General features: G+C 73.6%; 26 protein-coding genes. 12 read left to right on the top strand and 14 right to left on the bottom strand.

The genetic code is table 11. The annotated features are described in order from the left end of the window. Positions 1-46: 46 nt before the first annotated feature. Both AB0B20_RS02640 and dut read right to left on the bottom strand, forming a co-directional pair. On the bottom strand, positions 47-667 hold the full coding sequence (locus AB0B20_RS02640) for a DUF3710 domain-containing protein (RefSeq protein WP_357382656.1): 621 nt from the start codon (positions 665-667) through the stop codon (positions 47-49). A gap of 25 nt (positions 668-692) precedes the next feature. After that, on the bottom strand, positions 693-1,190 hold the full coding sequence (gene dut, locus AB0B20_RS02635; protein WP_357382788.1) for a dUTP diphosphatase: 498 nt from the start codon (positions 1,188-1,190) through the stop codon (positions 693-695). A gap of 85 nt (positions 1,191-1,275) precedes the next feature. Here dut and AB0B20_RS02630 point away from each other — a divergent pair, with 85 nt between their 5' ends. Further along, a complete protein-coding gene (locus AB0B20_RS02630; RefSeq protein WP_357382654.1) occupies positions 1,276-1,764 on the top strand; it encodes a DUF3093 domain-containing protein in 489 nt (162 codons plus the stop codon). Between the two features lie 20 nt (positions 1,765-1,784). Here AB0B20_RS02630 and AB0B20_RS02625 read toward each other — a convergent pair whose 3' ends face one another. Both AB0B20_RS02625 and AB0B20_RS02620 read right to left on the bottom strand, forming a co-directional pair. Beyond that, on the bottom strand, positions 1,785-2,513 hold the full coding sequence (locus AB0B20_RS02625) for a hypothetical protein (RefSeq protein ID WP_357467574.1): 729 nt from the start codon (positions 2,511-2,513) through the stop codon (positions 1,785-1,787). 325 nt (positions 2,514-2,838) lie between these two features. Then, the gene (locus AB0B20_RS02620) at positions 2,839-3,135 is read right to left on the bottom strand and encodes a DUF4193 domain-containing protein (RefSeq protein WP_013284790.1); all 297 of its coding nucleotides are present in this window, start codon (positions 3,133-3,135) and stop codon (positions 2,839-2,841) included. A 437-nt stretch (positions 3,136-3,572) separates the two neighbouring features. On the opposite strand from AB0B20_RS02620, the gene AB0B20_RS02615 reads away from it, so the two are divergent. Next, a complete protein-coding gene (locus AB0B20_RS02615; protein ID WP_357382784.1) occupies positions 3,573-4,088 on the top strand; it encodes a LytR C-terminal domain-containing protein in 516 nt (171 codons plus the stop codon). Positions 4,089-4,159: 71 nt separating this feature from the next. Here AB0B20_RS02615 and AB0B20_RS02610 read toward each other — a convergent pair whose 3' ends face one another. Next, positions 4,160-4,981: an inositol monophosphatase family protein gene (locus AB0B20_RS02610; protein ID WP_357382652.1), complete on the bottom strand. Its 822-nt coding sequence runs from the start codon at positions 4,979-4,981 to the stop codon at positions 4,160-4,162. Positions 4,982-5,267: 286 nt separating this feature from the next. Here AB0B20_RS02610 and AB0B20_RS02605 point away from each other — a divergent pair, with 286 nt between their 5' ends. Together AB0B20_RS02605 and AB0B20_RS02600 are read left to right on the top strand one after the other, a co-directional pair. After that, positions 5,268-6,869: an RNA polymerase sigma factor gene (locus AB0B20_RS02605; protein ID WP_357382650.1), complete on the top strand. Its 1,602-nt coding sequence runs from the start codon at positions 5,268-5,270 to the stop codon at positions 6,867-6,869. 244 nt (positions 6,870-7,113) lie between these two features. Beyond that, positions 7,114-7,347, top strand: a complete 234-nt coding sequence (locus AB0B20_RS02600; RefSeq protein WP_354865457.1) for a hypothetical protein — start codon at positions 7,114-7,116, stop codon at positions 7,345-7,347. Between the two features lie 100 nt (positions 7,348-7,447). On the opposite strand, the gene AB0B20_RS02595 is transcribed toward AB0B20_RS02600, so the two are convergent. The 3 genes from AB0B20_RS02595 to AB0B20_RS02585 all read right to left on the bottom strand — a co-directional run bounded on the left by AB0B20_RS02595 (position 7,448) and on the right by AB0B20_RS02585 (position 10,269). Further along, the gene (locus AB0B20_RS02595; RefSeq protein ID WP_357382782.1) at positions 7,448-9,169 is read right to left on the bottom strand and encodes a DEAD/DEAH box helicase; all 1,722 of its coding nucleotides are present in this window, start codon (positions 9,167-9,169) and stop codon (positions 7,448-7,450) included. Between the two features lie 190 nt (positions 9,170-9,359). Continuing rightward, on the bottom strand, positions 9,360-10,010 hold the full coding sequence (locus tag AB0B20_RS02590; RefSeq protein WP_357382648.1) for a TRIC cation channel family protein: 651 nt from the start codon (positions 10,008-10,010) through the stop codon (positions 9,360-9,362). 40 nt (positions 10,011-10,050) lie between these two features. Beyond that, entirely contained in the window at positions 10,051-10,269 is a 219-nt protein-coding gene (locus AB0B20_RS02585) for a DUF3039 domain-containing protein (RefSeq protein WP_088946800.1), read from the bottom strand. 88 nt (positions 10,270-10,357) lie between these two features. Between AB0B20_RS02585 and AB0B20_RS02580 the strand changes: the two genes are divergently transcribed. Next, positions 10,358-11,284: a pseudouridine-5'-phosphate glycosidase gene (locus AB0B20_RS02580; RefSeq protein WP_357467438.1), complete on the top strand. Its 927-nt coding sequence runs from the start codon at positions 10,358-10,360 to the stop codon at positions 11,282-11,284. After that, complete coding sequence (locus AB0B20_RS02575) at positions 11,281-12,177, top strand: sugar kinase (RefSeq protein WP_357382644.1); 897 nt, start codon at positions 11,281-11,283, stop codon at positions 12,175-12,177. Before AB0B20_RS02580 ends, AB0B20_RS02575 begins: the two co-directional genes overlap by 4 nt. A 39-nt stretch (positions 12,178-12,216) precedes the next feature. Here AB0B20_RS02575 and AB0B20_RS02570 read toward each other — a convergent pair whose 3' ends face one another. Then, complete coding sequence (locus tag AB0B20_RS02570; RefSeq protein ID WP_357467570.1) at positions 12,217-12,573, bottom strand: DUF3099 domain-containing protein; 357 nt, start codon at positions 12,571-12,573, stop codon at positions 12,217-12,219. 106 nt (positions 12,574-12,679) lie between these two features. Between AB0B20_RS02570 and AB0B20_RS02565 the strand changes: the two genes are divergently transcribed. Then, positions 12,680-12,991: a hypothetical protein gene (locus AB0B20_RS02565; protein WP_357382642.1), complete on the top strand. Its 312-nt coding sequence runs from the start codon at positions 12,680-12,682 to the stop codon at positions 12,989-12,991. Further along, positions 12,981-13,292 carry a hypothetical protein gene (locus tag AB0B20_RS02560; protein ID WP_013284778.1) on the top strand — a complete coding sequence of 104 codons (312 nt, stop codon included), beginning with the start codon at positions 12,981-12,983 and terminating at the stop codon, positions 13,290-13,292. Before AB0B20_RS02565 ends, AB0B20_RS02560 begins: the two co-directional genes overlap by 11 nt. Before the next feature lie 4 nt (positions 13,293-13,296). Here the strand turns inward: AB0B20_RS02560 and AB0B20_RS02555 are convergent, their stop codons facing one another. From AB0B20_RS02555 to AB0B20_RS02545, 3 genes are all read right to left on the bottom strand, one after another. Continuing rightward, positions 13,297-14,529: a low temperature requirement protein A gene (locus AB0B20_RS02555; protein WP_357382640.1), complete on the bottom strand. Its 1,233-nt coding sequence runs from the start codon at positions 14,527-14,529 to the stop codon at positions 13,297-13,299. Positions 14,530-14,596: 67 nt separating this feature from the next. Continuing rightward, positions 14,597-15,172, bottom strand: coding sequence for an HhH-GPD-type base excision DNA repair protein (locus tag AB0B20_RS02550; RefSeq protein ID WP_357382638.1), 576 nt, complete (start codon positions 15,170-15,172; stop codon positions 14,597-14,599). A 250-nt stretch (positions 15,173-15,422) separates the two neighbouring features. Further along, positions 15,423-16,643, bottom strand: a complete 1,221-nt coding sequence (locus AB0B20_RS02545) for a S8 family peptidase (protein ID WP_357382636.1) — start codon at positions 16,641-16,643, stop codon at positions 15,423-15,425. 180 nt (positions 16,644-16,823) lie between these two features. On the opposite strand from AB0B20_RS02545, the gene AB0B20_RS02540 reads away from it, so the two are divergent. Together AB0B20_RS02540 and dtd are read left to right on the top strand one after the other, a co-directional pair. Next, on the top strand, positions 16,824-18,308 hold the full coding sequence (locus AB0B20_RS02540; RefSeq protein ID WP_357382634.1) for a methyltransferase: 1,485 nt from the start codon (positions 16,824-16,826) through the stop codon (positions 18,306-18,308). After that, positions 18,308-18,730: a D-aminoacyl-tRNA deacylase gene (gene dtd, locus AB0B20_RS02535; RefSeq protein ID WP_013474500.1), complete on the top strand. Its 423-nt coding sequence runs from the start codon at positions 18,308-18,310 to the stop codon at positions 18,728-18,730. Before AB0B20_RS02540 ends, dtd begins: the two co-directional genes overlap by 1 nt. Here the strand turns inward: dtd and AB0B20_RS02530 are convergent. Beyond that, complete coding sequence (locus AB0B20_RS02530; RefSeq protein WP_357382778.1) at positions 18,727-19,515, bottom strand: sporulation protein; 789 nt, start codon at positions 19,513-19,515, stop codon at positions 18,727-18,729. The genes dtd and AB0B20_RS02530 overlap by 4 nt on opposite strands. Positions 19,516-19,735: 220 nt before the next feature. Here AB0B20_RS02530 and sigB point away from each other — a divergent pair, with 220 nt between their 5' ends. Beyond that, on the top strand, positions 19,736-20,722 hold the full coding sequence (gene sigB / locus AB0B20_RS02525) for an RNA polymerase sigma factor SigB (protein ID WP_184683375.1): 987 nt from the start codon (positions 19,736-19,738) through the stop codon (positions 20,720-20,722). An 84-nt stretch (positions 20,723-20,806) separates the two neighbouring features. Further along, positions 20,807-21,214: a VOC family protein gene (locus AB0B20_RS02520; RefSeq protein WP_357382630.1), complete on the top strand. Its 408-nt coding sequence runs from the start codon at positions 20,807-20,809 to the stop codon at positions 21,212-21,214. A 121-nt stretch (positions 21,215-21,335) separates the two neighbouring features. On the opposite strand, the gene AB0B20_RS02515 is transcribed toward AB0B20_RS02520, so the two are convergent. Beyond that, complete coding sequence (locus AB0B20_RS02515; protein WP_357467432.1) at positions 21,336-23,891, bottom strand: GNAT family N-acetyltransferase; 2,556 nt, start codon at positions 23,889-23,891, stop codon at positions 21,336-21,338. Positions 23,892-23,911: the final 20 nt, after the last annotated feature.

Here is a 23,911-nt window from a genome sequence, read left to right as displayed (position 1 = left end):
CCGCGGGCCCGGCGCCGTGTCGCGCCGGGCCCGTGCACGTTCTGGATCAGACCTCCTGCGCGTCGGCGGCCTGCTGCTCGGCGACCTCGCGGGGCAGCCGCAGCGGCAGCGGCTCGCGCACCGGCTTGGCCTCCTGGCCCCGGTCGACGACCAGGCCGTCCAGGCAGGCCGCGAGCGGGCCGGCGGCGGCCGGGTCGGTGGCGGCCGCGCCCTGGAAGACACCGCGCACCATCCAGCGCGGGCCGTCGATGCCGACGAACCGCAGGTCGGTCGGACCGTCCGGGGTACGCACCCGGGCACGCAGCTCGGGCCCGTGCTCCCCCTCGACCTCCTGGGCGGTGGCGCCGTCGCCGACAAGCGACTGCCGGATCTCCTCGCGCACCTCGTCCCAGATGCCCTCGGAGCGGGGCGCGGCGAAGACGCCGAGCTGGAGGGCGTTCTGGCCGTGCACCAGCACGACCTGCTGGATCACGCCCTGCGGGTCGGCCTGGACCCGCACCTCCACGTCCGGCACCGCCGGGATCCGCAGGCTGCCGAGGTCGAGGCGAGGCGCGTCGGGTGCCTCGCTGACGTCGTACGGGCCGCGGTCCGGCGCCGACGGGGTCTCCTCGGCGTCGAGGACCCCATTGTCACGCGCCTCGTCGGCCCGCTTCCGGGAGAAGATCACTGCGCCCACCCTCCGCTGTTCACACTCACCCTGCCACCTCTTCGCTCTGCCCGCCGGACGGCGCCGGGACCAGCCCGGCGTGCCCGCCGGTGGATCCGTGCCCACCGGCGCCGCGCCGGGAGGCGGGCAGCTCGGCCACCGGCCGGAACTCGGCCCGGGCGACCCGCTGGACCACCAGTTGGGCGATCCGGTCACCCCGGCTGATCCTGGCCGGCGTGTCCCGATCGTGGTTGATCAGGTTGACCAGGATCTCACCCCGGTAGCCGGCGTCGACCGTACCGGGCGCGTTGAGCACCGTCACGCCGAGTCTGGCCGCGAGTCCGGATCGGGGGTGCACCAGCCCGACGTAGCCGTCCGGCAACGCCACCGCCACGCCGGTGGGCACCAGGGCCCGGCCGCCGGGGGGCAGCTCGACGTCCGCGGCGGCCACCAGGTCCGCCCCGGCGTCGCCGGGATGGGCGTACGCCGGCAGTGGCAGCTCCGGGTCGAGCAGCCGTACGGCCACGGGTACGACGTCTGTCACGGTCATCCTCTTCCGTCCGGTCCTGCGGGGTGCCCCTGCCATCCTGCCGGTTGCCGGGCCGCTCGCGCGCCGTACCCTCGTCTGTGTGCGTCAGTCGTCATCTCCCGCCGCCCCGCCGGCCACCGCCGCGTACGCGGAGCGCCTCGGGCTGCCCTGGTGGGCCTGGCCGGCCGGGCTGGCCGTGGCCGGCCTGCTCGCGGTCGAGCTCTGGATGGGTGCGACCGGGGTGCGCGCCTGGCTGCCGTTCGTGCTGCTGATCCCCGCCGCGGTGGCCGGCCTGTGGTGGCTGGGCCGGATCCGGGTCGAGGTGCGCGACGGCGAGCTGCGGGTGGACGACGCCCACCTGCCGGTGCGGTACGTCGCGGACGTGGTGCCGCTGGACGCGGCCGGCCGGCGCGAGGTGCTCGGCGTCGGCTCCGACCCGCTGGCCTTCGTGGTGCAGCGCCCGTGGATCGGCGGCGCGGTGCAGGTGGTGCTGGACGACCCGGCCGACCCGACCCCGTTCTGGGTGGTCAGCACCCGGCGCCCGGTCGAGCTGGCGGCCGTCCTGCTGGCCGCCCGCGACGCGGCCTGACGGTCCGCCCGCGCCGCCGGTCAGGACGGCTTGCCCGGCAGGGCACGCGCGGTACGCCGCAGGTCCTTGCGCAGTTGCTCGCCGAGCGCGCGGGTGGCCCGGCGGTTGAGGTAGCCGGCCACCGCGGCGCCGGTCAGGAACGGCCCGAGCGTGGTGAGGTTGCGCCCGAAACGGCGCATCAGGCTGTCCCGCAGCTCCCGGCGGGCGGCGGTGCCGAGCACCGCGCTCACGCCGACCCCCGGCATCATCGGGTTGACCCCCCGCTGGGTGGCCCAGGACTGCACGAGCGCCACGGCCCGGCCGGTGCCGCCGGCCGGCAGCGGCACCCGGTGGACCTCGTGCAGCTCGCCGATCAGCTTCAGCTCGATCGCCACCACCGCCACCGTCTCGGCGGCCAGCAGGACCGGAGCGGAGAGCAGGGTGGGCGTGACCGCCCACTCGACGGCGGCGACCCCGCCGCCCGCGGCGCCGACCCCGGCGGTGGCGCGGGACGCGTTGCGGACCAGCCGGTCGGCGAGCGCGTCGTCGTCCAGGCCGGGGAAGTGCCGTCGTAGCGTGGCGAGGTCGCGGATGGGCACGTGCGGGGCGACCTCGGCGACCGTGTCGGTCATCCAGCGCACCGCCGCGCGGGGCTTGAACAGGTCGGTGATGCCGCGGGAGCGGGCCTGGCCGACCAGCCGGGCCAGCAGTTGCCGCCGGCGGGCCGGCGCGATGTCGTCGGCGGTCAGTGCCGCGACGGTGGCGCCCAGCTCGGTGCTGTCCGCGCCGGACGCGCCGGACTCACCCGGCGTCGGGGCGGAACCGACAGGCTCGGGTGTCGCGGGTGTCGCGGCCGGGCCGCCCGGTGCCGGTGTCTCGGCCGGGCCGCTCGGTGCCGGTCTCGGTGCCGGTGCCGGGGTCCGGTCCGCGCCGGTCCCCTCGCTGCGCTCGCTCACCCGTCCGCCCTCCTGCTCCGCGCGGCGTGGCAGCCGCCCGTAACGAGTCAAGCAGCAACCGGCCGCCCCCGCACGGCGGCGGCGGCTCGAACAGCGGCGGCCACGTCGAGGCGGCCGCCGCTGGTGTCCCCGGTCGGGATCAGACGCACTCGCGGCAGATGAGGTCGCCGTTGCGCTCGACCGCAAGCTGGCTGCGGTGGTGGACCAGGAAGCAGCGGGCGCACCGGAACTCGTCCTGCTGCATCGGGAGGACCTTGACCGTGAGCTCCTCGTCGGCCAGATCGGCGCCGGGCAGCTCGAAGCTCTCGGCCACCTCGGCCTCGTCGACGTCCACGGCGCCCGACTGTGAGTCGACCCGCCGGGCCTTGAGCTCTTCCAGGCTGTCCTCGCCGAGGTCGACCTCGTCGCGACGCGGGGCGTCGTAGTCGGTGGCCATCGGTTTCACTCTCCAATATCGATATTGTCGCTGCCGGTTGTAACGCCGGACGACGCCGTTTCGGTTCCCCTGACCGGCCACCATCTCTGTCGGGCACCCGACCCGAGGAACGGTGGGCCGGGCTCGCCGGTGCGAAAGCCCCCGGTGAGCGCGGAACCTTACCCCCCTGTGGGCGAGGCATGTATACCGCCCTCGCGGGAGAGATGTACGCCTCCAGGCCCGAAGTTGTTCCCAATGTGACTCAGGCGACACGAAGATAGGGGTAGTCCTACCGGTTCACCGCGTGGCGCGCCGGTATGTCGGACTGTTTCCACGCCTGAGCCGGACAGGCGTTAACCTCAGCGGCGTACTGGACGGCCGACCGGTCGCGGCCCGACCGCGTCGCCCGCCACCACCCAATCACTGTCCGGGGAGCGCCCAGGATGAGTTTTGCGCGAGTGCGGGCACTCGTTGTCGTCGGACTGCTGGCGGTCGTCGCCTTGGTCTTCGTGGTCGTCGCCGTGCTGAAGGACAGTCAGGGCACAGCCGGCACGGCGGCCTCCTGCCCGGACGGCTGGCCGCTGGTCGACCTGCGGCTGCGGGAACAGAAGGACGTCAAGATCAACGTCTACAACGCCACCGACGAGGCCGGCCGGGCCGGCAGCGTCGCGGACGACTTCCGTAACCGCAAGTTCCAGGTCAAGAAGGTCGGCAACGAGAAGAAGGCGTTCGACGGCGTGGCCCAGCTCCGGTTCGGGCCCAAGGCCGTGGGCTCGGCGCACCTGCTGCGTGCGTACTTCCTGAACGAGGCCAACCAGGCCTTCGACGCGAACCGCAAGGACGACGTGGTCGACGTGGTCCTGGGCAACCAGTTCCAGCAGCTCGCCACCACCACCGAGGTCAACCAGTCGCTCGGCGACCTGGGCGCGCCACAGGCGCCGCCGGAGACCTGCCCGATGCCGGTCGAGAAGTAGGCGACAGGCGGCCCGACGACGCGGGGCGGTCTCCCTCGGGGAGGCCGCCCCGTCGCGTGCCCGGCACCCGGTCACGGCCCGCCGGAGGCGTCCAGGTCGACCAGCCGGTCGTGCAGCGGCCCGTGCAGCGCGGGCGGCGCGGCCAGCACCAGGTCCGGGCCGGCCGCCCGCCCGGACAGACCGGTCACCAGCAGCCCGGCCTCCCGGGCGACCAGCCCGCCGGCGGCCAGGTCCCAGTCGGCCAGCCCCTTCTCGAAGTACGCGTCCACCCGCCCCTCGGCGGCCAGGCAGAGGTCGAGCGCGGCGGCGCCCATCCGGCGGATGTCCCGGATGTGCGGGATCAGCTCGGTGACCACGCGCGCCTGGTGCGCCCGGCGGCGGGCGTCGTAGCCGAACCCGGTGGCCACGAGCGCCTGCCCGAGGTCGGTCGCGGTGGAGCCGCTCAGCCGCTGCCCGTCGCGCCAGGCGCCGCCGCCGAGCGTCGCGGTCCACTCCTCGCCGGTGACGACGTTGCGCACCACTCCCGCGACCACCTCACCGGCCACCTCGGCGCCCAGCGAGACGGCGTAGTAGGGCAGCCCGTAGAGGTAGTTCACGGTCCCGTCGATCGGGTCGAGGATCCAGCGCACGCCGTCGGCGCCGGCGGGGCCGGTATCGCCCGCGCCGTACTCCTCGCCCAGCACCGCGTCGCCGGGCCGTCGCGCCCGCAGCGCGGCGATCACCTGCCGCTCCACCGCCCGGTCTGCGGCGGTGACCACGTCGGTCACAGTGCTCTTGGTCGCGGCCACCGAGACGCCCTCGACCCGCATCCGGTACGCGGTGGCGGCGGCCTCCCGGGCCACATCGACAGCGATCGCGAGCAACTCCCCCGCCGTGGGCGTCGAGGTGATCATGTTTCTCCCCTTCCGGCGCGATCGGGACCGGCCGTCTCGTGCGCGGGTATCATCCTTACAAAGTCCACATCTGCGCCGAATCTGCGGTCCCGGACCGCAGGTCCGCCGTGCGGCGCGGGATGATCGCGGCAGACGGCGTTACAATTCACCCTGCCCACGCGCCACGGACCGCCAGCGACCGGACGGCCCGGGACACGGGGGTCCTCAACGACTCGCCCGGCGCGGCCGTCCCATGCTGCGCCGGACGACCCGGCCGTGCTCGCTCTTTCGCCTCCGGAAGGTCTTCGTGACAGATCCCCGCCAGACCGGCGCCGACGTTCGCTCGCTCACCGACACCCTGATCGCCCACGCGCAGAGCGCCGGCGGCCAGCTCACGTCGGCCCAGCTCGCGCGCACCGTCGAGTCCGCTGAGGTGACCCCGGCCCAGGCCAAGAAGATCCTCCGCGCGCTCTCCGAGGCGGGTGTGACGGTGGTGGTGGACGGCTCGGCGAGCACCCGCCGCCGCGTCGCCGCCGCCCGGTCCGCCACCCCGGCCTCCCGCGCGACCACCGCCAAGACCACGAAGAAGGCCGCCGCGCCCGCCCCGAAGCAGGCGCCGGCCGCCGAGGAGTCGCCCGCCCCGGCCCCCCGGAAGGCGACCGCGCGCAAGGCCACCACCGCCGACGTGGCGAAGGCCGCGGCCCCGGCGAAGGCCACCAAGGCGACCCGCGCCACCAAGGCCACCGTGGCGGCGAAGACCGCCGCGGCCAAGCCGGCCAAGGCCGGCGGCAAGGCCGAGGGCGCCGAGGGTGAGATCGACCCGGAGGAGCTGGCCGCCGAGATCGAGGACGTGGTGGTCGAGGAGCCGGCCGAGCTGACCCGGGCCGCCGAGGCCGACGCGGCCAGCTCCGCCACCGACAACGACTTCGAGTGGGACGACGAGGAGTCCGAGGCGCTCAAGCAGGCGCGCCGCGACGCCGAGCTGACCGCCTCCGCCGACTCCGTGCGGGCGTACCTGAAGCAGATCGGCAAGGTGCCGCTGCTCAACGCCGAGCAGGAGGTCGAGCTGGCCAAGCGGATCGAGGCCGGCCTCTACGCCGCCGAGCGGCTGCGCGCCGCCGACGAGGGCGAGGAGAAGCTGGTCCGCGACCTCCAGCGCGACCTGATGTGGATCTCCCGGGACGGCGAGCGCGCCAAGAACCACCTGCTGGAGGCCAACCTCCGCCTGGTGGTCTCGCTGGCCAAGCGCTACACCGGTCGCGGCATGGCCTTCCTCGACCTCATCCAGGAGGGCAACCTCGGCCTCATCCGCGCCGTCGAGAAGTTCGACTACACAAAGGGCTACAAGTTCTCCACCTACGCCACCTGGTGGATCCGCCAGGCCATCACCCGCGCCATGGCCGACCAGGCCCGCACCATCCGCATCCCCGTGCACATGGTCGAGGTGATCAACAAGCTCGGCCGGATCCAGCGCGAGCTGCTCCAGGACCTGGGCCGCGAGCCCACCCCGGAGGAGCTGGCAAAGGAGATGGACATCACACCGGAGAAAGTGCTGGAGATCCAGCAGTACGCCCGGGAGCCCATCTCGCTCGACCAGACCATCGGCGACGAGGGCGACAGCCAGCTCGGCGACTTCATCGAGGACTCCGAAGCTGTCGTCGCTGTCGACGCGGTGTCGTTCTCGCTGCTCCAGGACCAGCTCCAGCAGGTCCTCCAGACGTTGTCCGAGCGTGAGGCGGGCGTGGTGCGCCTGCGTTTCGGCCTCACCGACGGCCAGCCGCGCACCCTGGACGAGATCGGCCAGGTGTACGGCGTGACCCGGGAACGCATCCGGCAGATCGAATCCAAGACCATGTCCAAGTTGCGGCACCCCTCGCGTTCCCAGGTGCTCCGCGACTACCTGGACTGACCGCGTACGTCAACAAATCGTGCCGGTTTGATCACCAGCCGTAGAACATTGATCGATGATCGGTCGATTGCCTGTTTGTGATCGTTGACGTGGCACCCTTGGTGCACGGCACACTGTCCTCCACGCCAGGTGTGACCTCGGTCCCCCGCGGGCACACAGGGAAGGCAGGGCCCGAGATGGGTGTTGCACGATAGGTGAGCAACCGAAGAGAGTGTTCATCGGTGACGACCAGAGGAGGAAGGCGATGACCCCGACCCTCACGCCGCCGCCCGAGACGGTGAGCCCCCCGGCCGCCGATGAACGGTGCGACCGCTGCAATGCTGCCGGCAAGCTCCGGATCACCCTCTCGGGTGGGAGTGAGCTGGTGTTCTGTGGGCACCACGCGAACAAGTACGCAGAGGATCTCGTGAAGATCACCGTGCGTTTCGTGGCGGACCCGGAGTTCAGCTGGCGTGGCGCCGATCTGATGGCGAACTGAGGTCCGACAAGAAGTCCACAACCCGACATGACCGGCCGGAGGCACCCGCAAGGGGAGCCTCCGGCCGGTTTTTCGTGTCCGGTCGAGCCCGGTTGACCCGTCAGAGGGTCTGCACGGTGGCGATGCGCTCCTCGAGCTGCTCGATCGTGGCCTGCGCGCTGGGCGGGCCACCGCAGATCCGGCGCAGCTCCGCGTGGATCTTGCCGTGCGGCTGGCCGGTGTGGTGGTGCCGGGCGGCCACCAGAGCGTTCAGCTGCCGCCGTAGCGCCACCCGGCGCTGGGCGGCGCTCATCGGTGGGGGCACCGCCGCCGGGGCCGCAGCGGCCGGCTCAGCGGTCCGCTGGGCGGCCCGGCGCTTCTGCGCGGCGAGCTGCTCGGCCTGCCGCTTGGTCAACAGCAGCGAAACCTGGTCGGCGGTGAGCAGACCGGGCAGCCCGAGGTATTCCTCCTCCTCGGGCGTGCCGGCCTGGGCGGCGGTGCCGAACGAGGCCCCGTCGAAGATCACCTGGTCCAGCTCGGCGGTGGCGGAGAGCGCGGCGAAGCGCTTCTCCAGCTCCCCGCTGGCGCCGTCGTCGCGCTGGGCGCGCTCCAGCAGGTCGTCGTCGAAGCCCTCGCGGTCCTTCGGCTTGCCGAGCACGTGGTCCCGCTCGGCCTCCATCTCGCTGGCCAGCCCGAGCAGGTGCGGCACGCTGGGCAGGAACACCGACGCGGTCTCGCCGGAGCGGCGGGCCCGGACGAACCGGCCGATCGCCTGCGCGAAGTACAGCGGGGTGCTCGCGCTGGTGGCGTACACGCCGACGGCCAGGCGGGGGATGTCGACGCCCTCGGACACCATCCGCACCGCGACCAGCCACCGTTGCTGCGAGGCGGCGAACGTCGCGATCCGCGCGGACGCGCCCTGGTCGTCGGAGAGCACCACTGCGGCCTTCTCACCGGTCACCTGCTCCAGCAGCTTCGCGTACGAGCGTGCCACCTGCTGGTCGCTGGCGATGACCAGGCCGCCCGCGTCCGGCATGCCGTTGGCGCGCAGCACGCTCAGCCGGGCGTCGGCGGCGCGCAGCACCTGCGGCATCCAGTCGCCGGCCGGGTCCAGCGCGGTACGCCACGCCTGGGCGATCAGGTCCTGCGTCATCGGCTCGCCGAGGCGGGCGGCCAGCTCCTCGCCGGCGTTGGTGCGCCACCGGGTCTCCCCCGAGTACGCCAGGAACAGCACCGGCCGGACCACGCCTTCGCGCAGCGCGTCGGAGTAGCCGTAGACCGAGTCGGCGCGGGAGCGCAGCAGCCCGTCGCCGCCGCGCTCGTAGCTGACGAACGGGATCGGGTTGTCGTCGGAGCGGAACGGCGTACCGGTGAGCATCAGCCGGCGTACCGCGGGCTCGAACGCCGCCTTCACGCCGTCGCCCCAGGTACGCGAGTCGCCGGCGTGGTGGATCTCGTCGAGGATGACAAGCGTCCGGCGGGTCATGGTGCGCCGCCGGTGCACCTGCGGTGCCATGCCCACCTGGGCGTAGGTGACCACCGCGCCGTGGAAGTCGGCGGCGGAGTGCAGGTCGGCGTTGCGGAACGCGGCGTCGAGCTGGATGCCGACCCGGGCGGCGGCCTGCGCCCACTGGGTCTTGAGGTGCTCGGTCGGCGCGACCACGGTGACCGCCTCGACGGTGCCGTCGGCGAGCAGTTCGGCGGCGATGCGCAGGGCGAAGGTGGTCTTACCGGCGCCGGGGGTGGCGACAGCGGTGAAGTCCTCGGTCCGGCGGCGCAGGTATTCCACGAGCGCCTTGCGTTGCCAGGCGCGCAGGGGCGGGAACGTGTCGAGCGCCGGCATCCGCGGTGGCACGCGTAGCTCCTCTCCGCCGCGGACGGCGGCGGGCCCGACCGGGGCCACGGGAGCCGCCGCCCATGAAAACGCCCTCGCGCATCCGGTGCCGCGAAGGCCGGTTCAGCATAACCAGCGCCGGCCGTGCGCCCCACTCGACGCCACGCCTGTCACATCCGCCCACCCCGGCGCACGGCGGTCAGGGCAGTGGTCCCCGGGTGCCGGTGCGCGGGGGCCGCAGCGTCGCCACCGGTGCGGACCAGCGGCGGCGCAGCGCGATCAGGCGCAGCCCGAACACGAGCAGGGCGGCGGCGGTGAGCGGCACGGCGGTTGCCTGTCCGGACGCCGACAGCAGCGCCACCGCGACCGACCCGGCGAGTGCGGCGAGGGCGTAGATCTCGCGGCGCAGCACCACCGGGATCTCGCCGGTGAGCAGGTCCCGGCCGAGCCCGCCGCCGATCGCGGTGAGCATGCCGATCATGCAGGCGCCGACCGCCGGCACCGCGGCGTCGAGGGCCTTGAGCGTGCCGATGACGGTGAACAGGCCGAGGCCGGCGGCGTCGAGCACCAGCACCGTCGTACGCAGCCGGGCGAGCTGGGGGTGCAGCCAGAACACGGCGGCGGCGGTGACGGACGCGGTGGCCGTGTACCGCCAGTCGGCGAACGCCAGCGGCGGAACCTCGTCGATCACCAGGTCACGGGCGATTCCCCCGCCGAGCGCGGCGACCACACCGACGAAGACGACCCCGAACAGGTCGAGCCGTTTCGCCACCGCCGCGGAGGCGCCGGAGGCGGCGAAGACCGCCACGCCGGTCAGGTCGGCGAGAAGAAGGGCGGTGGAGGTGGTCACCGCCGCAGGTTACGTGCACGGGCGGCGACGCCGCCCGTGGTCACTCGCGGTACGAGTCGTAGATCTCCTTGCACTTCGGGCAGACCGGGGAGCCCGGCTTGGCCGCCTTGGTGACCGGGAACGTCTCACCGCAGAGCGCGACCACGTAGGTGCCCATGACGGCACTCTCGGCGATCTTCTCCTTGCGGACGTAGTGGAACATCTCCGGACCAGTGTCCGCGTCCTTCAGCTCGGGACGCTCGAGAACCTCTGTGCTCACGACTACACCTCCGGCGTTCCAGTTTTGCAGGTCGGTCCGCCCCGGTCCACCTGGGCCCCGGCCGGAAGCGGCCCGTACGGTAACCGACGTGACCAACTTTCACATCAGTCTCGGTAGTGAGGTGGCCGACGCCCTGCGGGACGGCCGCCCGGTCGTGGCGTTGGAGAGCACGATCGTCTCGCACGGGCTGCCCCGGCCGGACAACCTGCGCGTGGCGCGCGAGATCGAGCAGGCGGTACGGGACGCGGGGGCGGTGCCGGCCACCATCGGCATGGTCGCAGGCGAGCTGCGGGTGGGGCTGGACGACGCCCAGCTCACCCGGCTCGCCACTGTCGACGGCGTGAGCAAGCTCTCGGTCCGCGACCTGGCCCCGGCTGCGGCGACGGGCGCGGACGGCGCCACCACCGTGGCGGCCACCAGCGCGGTCGCGGCGGCGGCCGGGATCGGCGTGTTCGCCACCGGTGGGCTCGGCGGCGTGCACCGCGAGGCGGCGCAGACGTTCGACGAGTCGGCCGACCTGGTCACGCTGGCCCGCACGCCGATCGCCGTGGTCTGCGCCGGGGTGAAGTCGATCCTGGACGTGGGCGCCACGCTGGAGCGGCTGGAGACGCTCGGCGTGGGCGTGGTCGGCTACCGCACCCGCCGCTTCCCCGGCTTCTACCTCACCGACGCCGGCTTCGACCTGGACTGGTCGGTCGAGTCGCCGGAGCAGGTGGCGGACGTGCTGGCCGCCCGCGCGGCGCACGGCGTGCACCACAGCGGCCTGGTGGTGGCCAATCCGCTGCCCGCCGACGAGCAGCTCGACCCGGCGCTGCACGACCGCACGCTCGCCGAGGGACTCGCCGCGCTGGCCCGCGAGGGGATCACCGGCAAGGCGGTCACCCCGTTCCTGCTGTCGCACTTCCACTCCGCCACCGAGGGCGCCAGCCTGGCCGTGAACGTGCGGATCATCCTGCGCAACGCCGACCTCGCGGCCCGGATCGCCGTCGCCGCCGCGGCCCTCCCCGCGGCATGAGCACCAGGCCGCGCGTCGTCGTCGTCGGCGACATCATCACCGACGTGCTCGCGGTGCTGTCCGGGCCGCTGGCGACCGGTTCGGACACCGCGGCCGGGATCCGGTTCAGCGGCGGCGGGCAGGCGGCGAACACCGCCGCGTGGCTCGCCGGGCAGGGCACGGCGGTGACGCTGGTCGCCGCCGTCGGCGACGACGAGACCGGCCGGGAGCGGGTGGCCGAGCTGGCCCGGATCGGCGTCGACTGCGCGGTGGAGCGGCACGAGGGCTACCCGACCGGCACCGTCATCGTCCTCACCCACGACGGGGAGCGGACCATGGTCAGCCAGCGGGGCGCGAACCTGCGGCTGACCGCCGCGCACGTGGACGCGGCGCTGGCCGCCGCGCCCGACGCCGGGCATCTGCACCTGTCCGCGTACACCCTGTTGGACGTCGGGTCGCGCGGCGCCGGCCTGCGCGCGCTGGCCACCGCCCGCGAGCGTGGGCTGACCGTCAGCGTCGACGCGGCGTCCGCGGCGCCGTTGCGGCGCGTCGGCGGCGCGTTCCTGACCTGGGTACGCGACGTCGACCTGCTGCTCGTCAACACGGACGAGGCGACTGTGCTGGCCGGTGGGCTGGACCCGGCGGCGCAGGCGCGGGCGCTGACAGCCGTGGCGCACCGGGTGGTGGTCAAACGGGGCGCGGCCGGTGCGGTGTGGGTGGAGCGCGGCGGCGTGGTGGAGTTCGCCCCGGCACCCGGGGTGGACGTGGTGGACGTGACCGGCGCCGGGGACGCGTTCGCGGCCGGGCTGCTCACCGCGTGGCTGGACGGCGCCGATCCGCGCGCCGCGCTGGCCCGCGCGGGTGATCTGGGCGCGCTCGCCGTGACGACGGTGGGCGCCCGCCCGGCGCCCTGACGGCGGTGGCCGGTCCGGGCGGTGCTCCGCCCGGGCCGGTCAGGGCTCGGCGTCGATGATCTTGTGGGGGTTCTCCTCGGCGGTGACGGCCGTGGGCGCGGGCTCCTCGCGGTGCCGGTTGCGGAAGCGGTTCGCCAGCCGGTGCTCCTCCTTGGGCGGCCGGTCGTTGGCGAGCAGCACGGCGAGCCAGGGCACGAGCACCATGCCGAGCGCGCACAGCGGCAGCCAGAGCCAGAGCAGCGGGGCCTTGGCGCCGACCAGGATCGCGCCCGCCACCAGACACGCGACCCGGATGGCCATCATCAGCACGTATCGCTTCTGCCGGCTGTTGAGCTGGTCGTCCTGGCTGCGCGGGGCGTCGGTGATCAGGATCGGCTGGTACGCCTGACGCTTCACCACGGACCTCCTACGAGGGGATAGGGCCCATCCTGTCACTCCGGACGGATGATCGGCGAAATTCGTGACAGCCGGGTACGTGTTACGTGCGTGGTACGCTTCGCCGGTGGCCAACCGGTTCAGCTTCACCGACGAGGCGCTGGCGAACCTGCGGGTCTACGACGTCACACCCGGGGAAGTCTGGGAGGCCCTGCACAGCAGGCGCCGGGTCATCCGGCACCTCGGCGACGACGTCATGGTGGTCTACGCGACCGACCACCGGGGCCGGCGGCTCGCCGTGCTGCTGGCCGAGGCCGACGGCACCGACAACGATTGGGACATCCTCTCCGCCCGCGAGCTGAGCGACGTCGAGGCCAAGCGCTACGACGAGGCGGTGCGGAGAGCACGCCGACGAGGAGGCGGTCACGATGCACCGTGACGAGGCGACCAAGCGGTTCCACGCCGGAGGCGACGCGTTCGCCGATCTGATCGACGACACGTCACCGGCGCAGCTGCCCACCCCCGACACCGACGTGCCGATGGTCAGCCGGTCGGTGCGGCTGCCGCTGGAGACGTACGAGCGGGTCCGCGCCGCCGCCGACGCGCGCGGCATCGGGGTCACCACGCTGATGCGGCAGTGGATCGAGGCCGGCCTGGCCGACCTGGACGACTCGGCCACTGTCTCGCTGGCCGACGTGCGCCGCGCGCTGGCGTCGCTGTCCCGCCCGACCGCCGCCTGACGGCTCACGCCTCGGGGCCGGCCTCGCCGGGCGCCTCCCGTCCGATCGGTGAGGCGGAGGACTCCGGCGGGTGGTGCCAGGCCCGGCGGGCGTCGGCGAACGCGACGAGCGCCAGCACGACGGCCACCGCGCCCAGCGCCAGCATCGCCGGCAGGGTCGCCAGAGCGGGCACGAGCAGCACCAGGGCCAGCAGGCCGGCCAGCCGGGAGCGGGACACCCGGCCGAAGATCTCGTACTCGAACCGGGACCGGGCGGCCAGGAAGAGCGCCGGACCGCCCGCCACGAAGACCAGCCAGCTCGGCGGGGCCGGATCGTACGGGTGGGCGATGACCAGCTCGTAGCCGACCGCGGCGCTGAGCACGCCGAGCACCATGAACAGATGGGTCTGCGCCGCCGACTCGGCCAGCCGCCCCGGCGCGCCGGCCGTCCGCAACGCCTCCGCCAGCAGGTGACCGGCCCGGTAGAAGTAGATCCGCCACAGCAACGCGGTGATCACGAACGAGATCGCGAACGCCGCGGCCGCCTCGCCGGAGAACTCCTTCCCGCTGTAGGTCAACCCGATGACCAGGATCGACTCGCCGAGCGCGATGAGGAAGATCTGCTGGTAGCGCTCGGCCAGATGCTCCCCGATGATCAGCCACTTCCGGGTGCGCGACGCCCCGATCCGGGGCAGCGGCCAGCCCAGCAACACGCCCAGGTGGTCCACGGCCAGCGCGACCACCCACAGTGCCAGGCGCGGGCCGGGCAGCAGCGCGCCGGCGATCCAGAGCGGGGCGCTGAACCCCGCCCAGGCAGCCAGCCGCAGCGGGACCAGGCGGCGCGGGTGCCCACGCAACGCCACCCCGATCGCCAGCGGCCGGCCGACCATCACCACCACGTACGCGAGCGCGAACGGCAGCGCCCGCTCCTCCAGCGCGCGCGGCAGGGTCACGCCCAGCACCAGGCTGCCGAACATGGTGCCGACCACCACGGCCTGGATGACGGCGCGCTCCGGCTCGTAGCGGCTGGTGACCCAGGTGGTGATCGTCCAGACCTGCCAGAGCACCAGGAACAGCAGCAGCGTCTTGCCCACCTCGGCGGCGACCGCCAGGGCCGAGCCGTCGACGCCGTTGATCAGACGCTCGGAGACCCGGGTCAGCGCGAACACGAAGACCAGGTCGAAGAAGAGCTCCAGGAACGTGGCCCGCCCCGGGCTGGAGGCGCTCCGCAGCAGCGCCCCACCTCGCTGCTCGGTCATCGTCCGCCCCCGCCCCCGTCCTGGCGACCAACGACAAGGGCTGCGACCGGTTGCGGCGGCACGGGGGTCAGCCCTTCGCGGCCTTCGCCTCCGCCTTCATCCGCTGCTTGAACTCGCGTACGCGGCGCAGCGACTCCGGGTCGGTCACGTCGGCCACCGACCGGTGGGCGTCCGCGTCGCCGTAGTCGCCGGCGGCCTCGCGCCAGCCGTCCGGGGTGACGCCGAACCGCTTGCCGAGCAGCGCGACGAAGATCTGCGCCTTCTGCCGGCCGAACCCGGGCAGCTCACCCACCCGGCGCAGCAGTTCCCGGCCGTCGGTCACGTCGGACCAGAGCCGGGCCGGGTCGCCGTCGTAGCGTTCCACGAGCACGCGGCACACCTCCTGCACGCGGGCCGCCATCGCCTTCGGGAAGCGGTGCAGCGCGGGCGGCCGGGCGAAGACCTCCACCAGCGCCTCCGGGTCGTACCCGGCCAGTTCGGCGGCGTCAGGCTCGTGGCCGAGGCGCTGCGCCAGCACGTACGGGGAGGAGAACGCCTTCTCCATCGGCACCTGCTGGTCCAGCACCATGCCGAGGAGAAGGGCCAGCGGGCTGCGCCCCAGCAGCTCGTTGGCCTGCGGGTCGATGGGCAGTGACAGCGTCATGGGGCCATCCTGCCGCCGATCGGGCGGCTCCGTGCACATCCTTGCCGGACGGCGCGTGATGTCCACCGGCCGCGGCATCGAGATCCGGCTGCCAGTTCGGATCCGTGGGCACCAGGCGGATGTAGTCGTCGCTCACCCGGCTCAGTCTGCCCGGTGAACCGCGGACATCTCCGTGACGTGACGCGGCCCGGTGGATCCCTGGGAGGTCCACCGGGCCGCGGCCCACGGTGCGGTCAGGTCACCGTCGTCGTCAGTTGACGACGAAGAGCAGCCGGTTCGGCGAGCCCGTGCCCGGGCTGGTCACCTTGCCGGTGGTGGCGTTGCTGGTCAGGTAGCTGGCCACCTGAGCCGGGGTGTAGGAGGTGTTCGCGGAGAGCACGAGCGCCGCGGCGCCGGCCACGTGCGGGGACGCCATCGAGGTGCCGCTGATCGAGTTGGTGGCGGTGTCGCTGGTACGCCACGCCGAGGTGATCGACGAGCCCGGCGCGAAGATGTCCACGCAGGAGCCGTAGTTCGAGTACGAGGCACGGGCGTCGGTGCTGGTGGTGGCGCCGACGGTGATCGCCGAGGCGACCCGGGCCGGCGACGAGTTGCAGGCGTTGGCGCTGGAGTTGCCGGCCGCGAGCGCGTACGTGATGCCCGAGTTGATCGAGTTGGCCACCGCGTTGTCCAGCGTGGTGCTGGCGCCGCCGCCGAGGCTCATGTTCGCCACGGCCGGCTTCACCGCGTTCGAGGTGACCCAGTTGACGCCGCTGATCACGCCGGCGGTGGTGCCGCTGCCGGAGCAGTTGAGCACCTTGACGGCCACCAGGCGCACGCCCTTGGCCACGCCGTACTTGGTGCCGCCGACCGTGCCGGCGACGTGCGTGCCGTGGCCGTTGCAGTCGGTGTTGTTGGTGTCCACCGTGTTGGTGCCCCAGGTGGCCCGGCCGCCGAAGTCGCTGTGCGTGGTGCGGATGCCGGTGTCGATGATGTAGGCGCGCACGTTGGTGGCGGTGTTCGGGTAGGTGTAGGTGCTGTTCAGCGGCAGGTTCCGCTGGTCGATCCGGTCCAGGCCCCAGGTGGCCCCGGTCTGGGTGCCCTGGGTGGTCATGACGCGGTCCTGCTCGACGTACGCGACGGCCGGGTCGGCGGCCAGCCGGCGGGCCTGGGCGGGGGTCATCTTGGCGCTGTAGCCGGTGAGAGCGGAGCTCCACACCGTCCCGACGTTGCCGCCGTAGCGCTTGGCCAGGCCGGCGGCCCGGTCCGGCACGGCGGTACGGGCGGCGAGGGTGTTCGCGGTGCCGACCGCGTCGCCCTTGAGCACGACCACGTAGCTGCCGCTGACGGCGTCGGCGGCACCGGCGTACCGGATCTCCCCGGTGGGCGCGGCGAGAGCGGGCGTGGAGGCGGCGGCGGCGAAGGCCGCGGCGGCGGCCGTGACGGCGAGCGCACGCAGCGCGCGCCGCCGGGGAAGGGACACGTCGGGCATCGTCTGGCTCCCTACCGGGGCGGCCCGGTTTGTGTCCGGATCACCCCATCGACGGATGTTGGCAGGAATGCTAACCAGGGATCGACACACATGAAAGAGATAGTTGCCGATAGATACGGTTCACGTTATGGATCGGCGGGTGCGCGTCACGGCGGACGGCGTCCGAGGCAGGATGAGCACGTGGACCGTCACGACATGCTGCTCTCCCCCGCCGGGGTCGACGCGCTGCGCACCGCGCTGACGCTTGCCCGCTTCACCGCCAACGGGATCGCCGACCGCCTGGGCCCGCAGGGCACCGGCGCGGTGGCCCGCAACGACTACCGGGCCGCGCTGCGCGCCACCGAGGACCGGGACCGGCTGGCCACGCTGATCCGGGTCTTCATCTGCGACCAGACCGAGCCGGAGACGGTGGTGGCCGCCGCGCTGGCCCCGCTGACCGTGGACGAGGCGCTGGCCGGGGGCATCGTCGAACGGCACGGCGACGGCCTGCGCGCCGGGGTGGACCTGGAGCCGTACGGGGACGACTGGTGGGTGCTCGCCGACGTGCCCGCCAGCGCCCGGCCCGGACGGCCGCTGCACGCCGAGCACGTGCTGGGCATCGGCGGCGCCACCCAGACGCTGATCTCGGCCACCGTACGCCCGACCGTGGACACCGCGCTCGACCTCGGCACCGGCTCCGGCGTCCAGGCGCTCCACCTGGGCACCCACGCGCGCCGGGTCACCGCCACCGACGTCTCCGAGCGGGCACTGCGGTTCGCCGCGACCACCGCCGCCCTCAACGGGCAGGACTGGGAGCTGCTGCGCGGCGACATGGTCGCCCCGGTGGCCGGGCGCCGCTTCGACCTGGTGGTCAGCAACCCGCCGTTCGTGGTCGGCCCGGGCACCACCACGCACGTCTACCGCGACTCCGGCCGGGTCGGCGACGCGATCGGCGCGGAGCTGGCCGCTGCCGCGCCCGACCTGCTCACCGAGGGCGGCACCATGCAGTACCTGGCGAACTGGGTGCACGTCACCGGCGAGGACTGGGCCGAGCGGGTCACCGGCTGGTTCGCCGGCACCGGCCTGGACGCCTGGGTGATCCAGCGCGAGGTGGCCGACCCGATGGCGTACGTGAACCTCTGGCTCACCGACGTCGGCGAGAGCGCGGACCCGCAGCGGATGGCGGCGTGGCTGGACTGGTTCGACGCGCACAAGGTGGAGGCGATCGGCTTCGGCATCGTCTCGCTGCGCCGCTCCGGCCACGACCAGCCGATCGTCCGGGTGGAGGACCTGCGCCAGCGGGTCGAGCCGCCGCTCGGCGACCGGATCGGCGAGTGGTTCACCAGGCAGGACTGGCTGCGCGCCCAGGGCGCCCAGGGTCTGCTGGCCGCCCGTTACCGCGCTGCCGAAGGGCTCCAGCTGCGGCAGGAGGCCACCATGGGCGACGAGGGCTGGGCGGTCGACCGGCAGGTCCTCGCCATGCCGCGCGGGCTGCGCTGGTCGGAGGAGATCGACCCGCTGGTGCTCGCCCTGGTCGGCGGCGCCGACGGCCGGCTGCCGCTGCGCGACCAGCTCGCCCTGCTCGCCGCCGCGCACGACGTGACCCCGGACGAGCTGGCCGAGGCGGCCGGGCCCATCGTGGCGCACCTGGTCGAGCGCGGCATCGTCGAGCCGGTGACCGACTGATGCGGGCCGTGGTGCAGACCGTCGGCCGGGCCCGGGTGACTGTCGACGACGAGGTGACCGGCGAGATCGCCGACGGGCTGCTGGTGCTGCTCGGCGTCACCCACACCGACACCCCGCAGGTGGCCGCCACGATGGCCCGCAAGCTGCACGAGCTGCGCATCCTCGACGACGAGCGCAGCGCCGCCGACGTCGGGGCGCCGCTGCTCGTGGTCAGCCAGTTCACGCTCTACGGGGACGCCCGCAAGGGCCGGCGGCCGAGCTGGACCGCCGCCGCTCCCGCCGAGGTGGCCGAACCCCTGGTGGACGCCGTGGTCGAGCAGTTGCGCGCCCGGGGCGCGAAGGTGGAGACCGGCCGGTTCCGCGCCCACATGCTGGTGGAGAGCGTCAACGTCGGTCCCCGGACCCTCGTGCTCGACCTCTAGAAGAACAGGCCCCGGCGGGACAGCGACTGCCGCAGCCAGCCGTCGAGCTGGGCGGCCCAGTCCGTGTGGTCCGCGGTCGCGTGATCCACGGTGAACCGGCCGAACGCGTCGCGGCCCTCGGTGAACAGGCCGCCCCGCTTGTCCAGCTCCAGCACCACGTGGACCTGGCGCGGATCGGTCACGAAGGTGACCTCCAGCTGGTTCATCGCGCCCGCGTACTGCGGCGCCGGGTAGAACTCGATCTCCTGGTAGAACGGCAACTGCTGGTGCAGGCCGTAGATGTGTCCGCGCTCGACGTCGGCACGGGCGAAGCGGAAGCCCAGCCGCAGCAGCGCCTCCAGCAGCCGCTCGTGGGCCGGCAGCGGGTGCACCGCCACCGGGTCCAGGTCACCCTTGTCCATCGCCCGCGCCACCTCCAGCTCGGTACGCAGACCCATCGTCATGCCGTGCAGGTGCTGGCCGTACAGGTCGGTCAGCGGGGTCTCCCAGGGCACCTGGAAGCGGAACGGCACGTCGTGACGCTGCCCCGGCTCCAGCCGGAACGCGCCCGTCATCTGGGCCCGGCCGAACTCCTGGTTGACGTCGTACTCGCTGTCGGAGCTCTCCACCTCGACCCGCGTGACCAGGCCGAGTGCGATGTAGCTCACGTCCACCGGGTGGTCACCGCCGACCACCTGGATCCGGCCCTCCAGAACGCCGCCCGGGCGGCAGTTCGGGTTGGCCAGCACCGTCTCCACCGACGGTCCGCCCACACCCATCGCCTGCATGAGCCGCTTGAAGACCACCACGTTCTCCGATCGTCAGTGCCGGGCCGGCCCCGACGGCCGGTCGGTGGCACGGTAACCGCGCCGGGCAAGGGAATGCCGGATTCCCACGTGGATTCCTGTCGGGTCCCCGATCGCCTCACTCCCGTCTCACGCCCCGACCGCCAAGCTGTCTGTCATCGGCCACCACCGCGTGGGCGGCACGGGACCGGTAGGCACGTCGGACACGGGGAGAACAGAGATGACCCAGCAGATGATCGAGCACCAGGACATGGACGTCACCCTCACGGACCTCGACGCCACCGACGAGCGCGGCGTCTCCACCGACCTGGTCCGGGCGTACCTGAACGGCATCGGCCGCACCAAGCTGCTCACCGCGGCGCAGGAGGTCGAGCTGAGCAAGCGGATCGAGGCCGGCCTCTTCGCCGAGGAGAAGCTGGCCACCTGCACCCCCGTCTCCGCCGAGCTGCGCGCGGACCTGGCGCTGATCGCGGCCGAGGGCCGCGCCGCCAAGGACCACCTGCTGGAGGCCAACCTGCGGCTGGTGGTGAGCATCGCCAAGCGCTACACCGGTCGCGGCATGGCCTTCCTCGACCTCATCCAGGAAGGCAACCTCGGCCTCATCCGCGCCGTCGAGAAGTTCGACTACACAAAGGGCTACAAGTTCTCCACCTACGCCACCTGGTGGATCCGCCAGGCCATCACCCGCGCCATGGCCGACCAGGCCCGCACCATCCGCATCCCCGTGCACATGGTCGAGCAGGTCAACCGGATGGTCCGGGTACGCCGGGAGCTGTCGGTGTCGCTGGGCCGCGAGCCCACGGTCAGCGAGGTGGCCAAGGCGCTGGAGATCCCCGAGTTCCAGGTGATCGAACTGATCTCCTACGACCGGGAGCCGGTCAGCCTGGACCAGGCCGTCGGCGAGGACGGCGAGAGCGCGCTCGGTGACTTCGTCGCCGCCGTCGACCCGCGTACCGAGCCCGGTGACGCCGCCACCAACGGCGAGCTGCGCAACGAGGTCCGCATCGTGCTGGCCACGCTGTCCCAGCGGGAGCAGGCGGTGATCCGGCTGCGCTTCGGCCTGGACGACGGCCGGCAGCGCACGCTGGACGAGGTCGGCCGCGAGTTCGGCCTGTCCCGGGAGCGGATCCGGCAGATCGAGAAGGTGACGTTGCTGAAGCTGCGCGACCCGGAGCGGGCGAACCGGCTGGAGGCGTACGCCTGCTGAGCCACCCCTACCCCGACAGGCCCCGGCGGTTCGCCGGGGCCTGTCGCGCTTGATACGCCGGCCACGCCCCACCACCCTGAGACGATGAACTGGACGCTGGAAGTGGTGGTCGTACCGGTCTCCGACGTGGACCGGGCCAAGGAGTTCTACGCGCAACGGCTCGGCTTCGCCGTCGACCACGACACCGATCTCGGCGGAATGGGGCGGATCGTGCAACTCACTCCCCCGGGCTCCGGCTGCTCGATCGTCTTCGGCCGAGGCGTCGTACCGGAGATGCCGCCGGGCTCACTCAAGGGCCTGCAACTCGTCGTGGCCGACCTGGAGCAGGCGCGCGCCGAACTGGTCGAGCGGGGCGTCGAGGTGAGCGAGATCCAGGTGATGGGCCAGAACCCGCACCCGGTGCCGCACCCGTTGGACAACGTCGGCTTCGTCTTCTTCCGCGACCCCGACGGCAACGGGTGGTCGGTGCAGCAGATCTCCGCCCGCGGCTGAGCGCTGCGGCGCCCGCGGGCGGGCGCTGCGGGTCGCCCGGGCGGGCGCTGCGGGTCGCCCGGGCGGGCGCTGTTAAGAAGGGGCCCTTCCTCTACCGGAGGCGTTAATAAGGGGCCCTTCCTTACAAGCGGCGCGGGCCGGTGTCCGGGCGGGCGGCCTCCACGCCGGTGCGCACAGTGGCGTGCAGCACCGAGATGCCGTCCGGCCGGGCCAGCACCGGGTTGAGCGTGAGCGACCGTACCCGGGGCTGCTCGTCGGCGAGCCGGCCGACCCGCACCAGCAGGTCGACCAGGGCCGCCCGGTCCACCGGCGCCGCGCCCCGGTGCCCACGCAACAGCGGCGCCGCCCGGGGCTCGTCGACCAGCTCGGCGGCGTCCCGGTCGGTCAGCGGCACCGCACGCCACGCCCGGTCGCCGAGCAGCTCGGTCGCCACGCCACCCAGCCCGAACCCGACCACCGGCCCGAACGCCGGATCCTCCACCAGCTCCACCACGCACGCCACGCCCGGCGCGACCATCGGCTGCACCAGCACCTCCGCGCCGAACACCGGGGCCATCTCCGCGTACGCGCGGCGCAGCGCGGCGGCGTCGGCCAGGTCGAGGCGTACCGCGCCGAGGTCGAGGCGGTGCCGCAGCCCGGGGGCGGCGGCCTTGAGCGCCACCGGCCAGCCGAGCCGGTCCCCCACCGCCGCCGCCTCCTCGGCCGAGCGGGCCGGCACCGAGTCCACCACGTCGATCCCGTACGCGCGCAGTAACGCCGCCGAGTCGGCGCCGTCCGGGCGCAGCGCGGCGTGCCCGGCCGCCCGGTCCACGTCGGCCAGTTCCGGCAGCACACCGGGTGGCCGGCGCAGCCAGTCCGCGTACGCGGTGACCCGGCCCAGCGCGCGTACCGCCTCCTCCACGCTCGGGTACGCCGGCACGCCGGCCGGCACCAGCCCGGCCAGGAACGTCGCCACCACCGGTTTGCCGGTGACCCGCGCGTCGGGCAGCGCCGCCGCGAAGTCGGCCACCGGATCGGCGAGCTGGCCCGGCAGCGGCGGCGCGAACACGGCCACCACGGCGTCCACCCGCTCGTCGGCCACCGCGTCGCGGAGCGCGGCGGCGTACGCGGCGGCCCCGGCGCTCGGCCCCACGTCCCGCGGGTAGCCGTCGGCGACTGTCAGCCGCTGGGCGGCGCACGCGGTCGCGGCGAGCCCGGTCAGCGCCGACGAGTTGCCCACCACCGCCACCCGCCGCCCGGCCGGCAGCGGCTGGTGGGCCAGCAGCACGCCCACGTCGAGCAGCTCGGAGACGGTGTCCACCCGGATCACCCCGGACTGGGCGAACAGCGCGCTCACCGCCGCCGCGTCCAGCGCCGGCGCCTCCCCCACGCCCGGCGATCGGGCCAGCGAGGCGAGCGCCACCACCGGCTTGCGGCGGCCGATGCGCCGGGCCAGCCGGGCGAACTTGCGCGGGTTGCCGAACGTCTCCAGATAGAGCGTGATGACGTCGGTGGCCGGGTCGTCCTGCCAGTACTGGAGCAGGTCGTTGCCGGACACGTCGGCCCGGTTGCCGGCCGAGACGAAACTGGACAGCCCGAGCCCGCGCCGGGACGCCTCGGCGAGCAGCGCCACCCCGAACGCGCCGGACTGGCTGAACACGCCGACCCGGCCCGCCGCGGGCAGCACCGGCGCGAGCGTGGCGTTGAGGCGTACCGCCGGGTCGGTGTTGGCGACGCCGAGGCAGTTCGGGCCGACCACGCGCATGCCGGCCAGGTGCGCGGCGCGGACCAGCGCGCGCTGCGCCGCCGCGCCGGCCGGACCGGACTCGGCGAACCCGGCCGAGATCACCACGAGGCCGTGCGCGCCCGCGCGGGCGGCGTCGCGCACCACGTCGGTCACCGCGTCCGGCGGGACCGCCACCACGGCGAGGTCGACGTCCTGACCGGCGTCGGCCGCCGAGGGGTACGCGGGCAGCCCCGCCACCGTCGCCGCGCTCGGGTGCACCGGCACGATCGCCCCGGCGAAGCCGCCGTCGCGGAGGTGCCCGAGCAGCGCCGCGCCGACGCCCTGGCCGGTGGTGCTGGCGCCGTAGACGGCGATGCCGCGTGGCGCGAGCAGCCGGGCGATCGAGCGGGCCTCGGTGCGGTGCTCCCGGCCGCGCTGCACCTCGAGGGTCGCCTCGGTGGGCGCGATCGGGAAGCTCAGGTGCACCACGCCGTCGGCGTACTGGCGCTGTACCTGGTAGCCGAAGTCGGCGAAGACCCGCAGCATCGTCCCGTTGGCCGGGAGCACCTCGGCGACGAAGTGCACGATGCCGTGGCGCCCGGCCGCGTCGGCCAGATGTTCCAGCAGCACCGAGCCGATGCCCCGGCCCTGGTAGGCGTCCTCGACCACGAACGCCACCTCGGCCTCCGGCGAGGCGGGGCCGAGTCGCTCGTACCGGCCGACGGCGACGATCCGCTCGCCGGCGAGCACCACGAACGCCTCCCGGTCGCGGTGGTCGACGTTGACGAAACGCTTCAGGTCGCGTTCCGGGATTCGCGGGTACGGCGAGAAGTAGCGCAGGTATCGGGTGCGCTCCGAGAAGCGGCCGTGCATGGCCACGATCTCGGGTGCGTCCTCCGGTCGGATCGGTCGCAGCTGGACGGTCGTGCCGTCGCTGAGCAGCACGTCCACCGGTTGTTCGACGGTGGTCACCGGTCGGTCCTCCCCCTGCC

The organism is Micromonospora sp. NPDC049151, assembly GCF_040648395.1.
GTDB lineage: Bacteria > Actinomycetota > Actinomycetes > Mycobacteriales > Micromonosporaceae > Micromonospora.
Note: the sequence above shows the minus strand (reverse complement) of the source record. Positions and strands in the feature narration are given on the sequence as shown.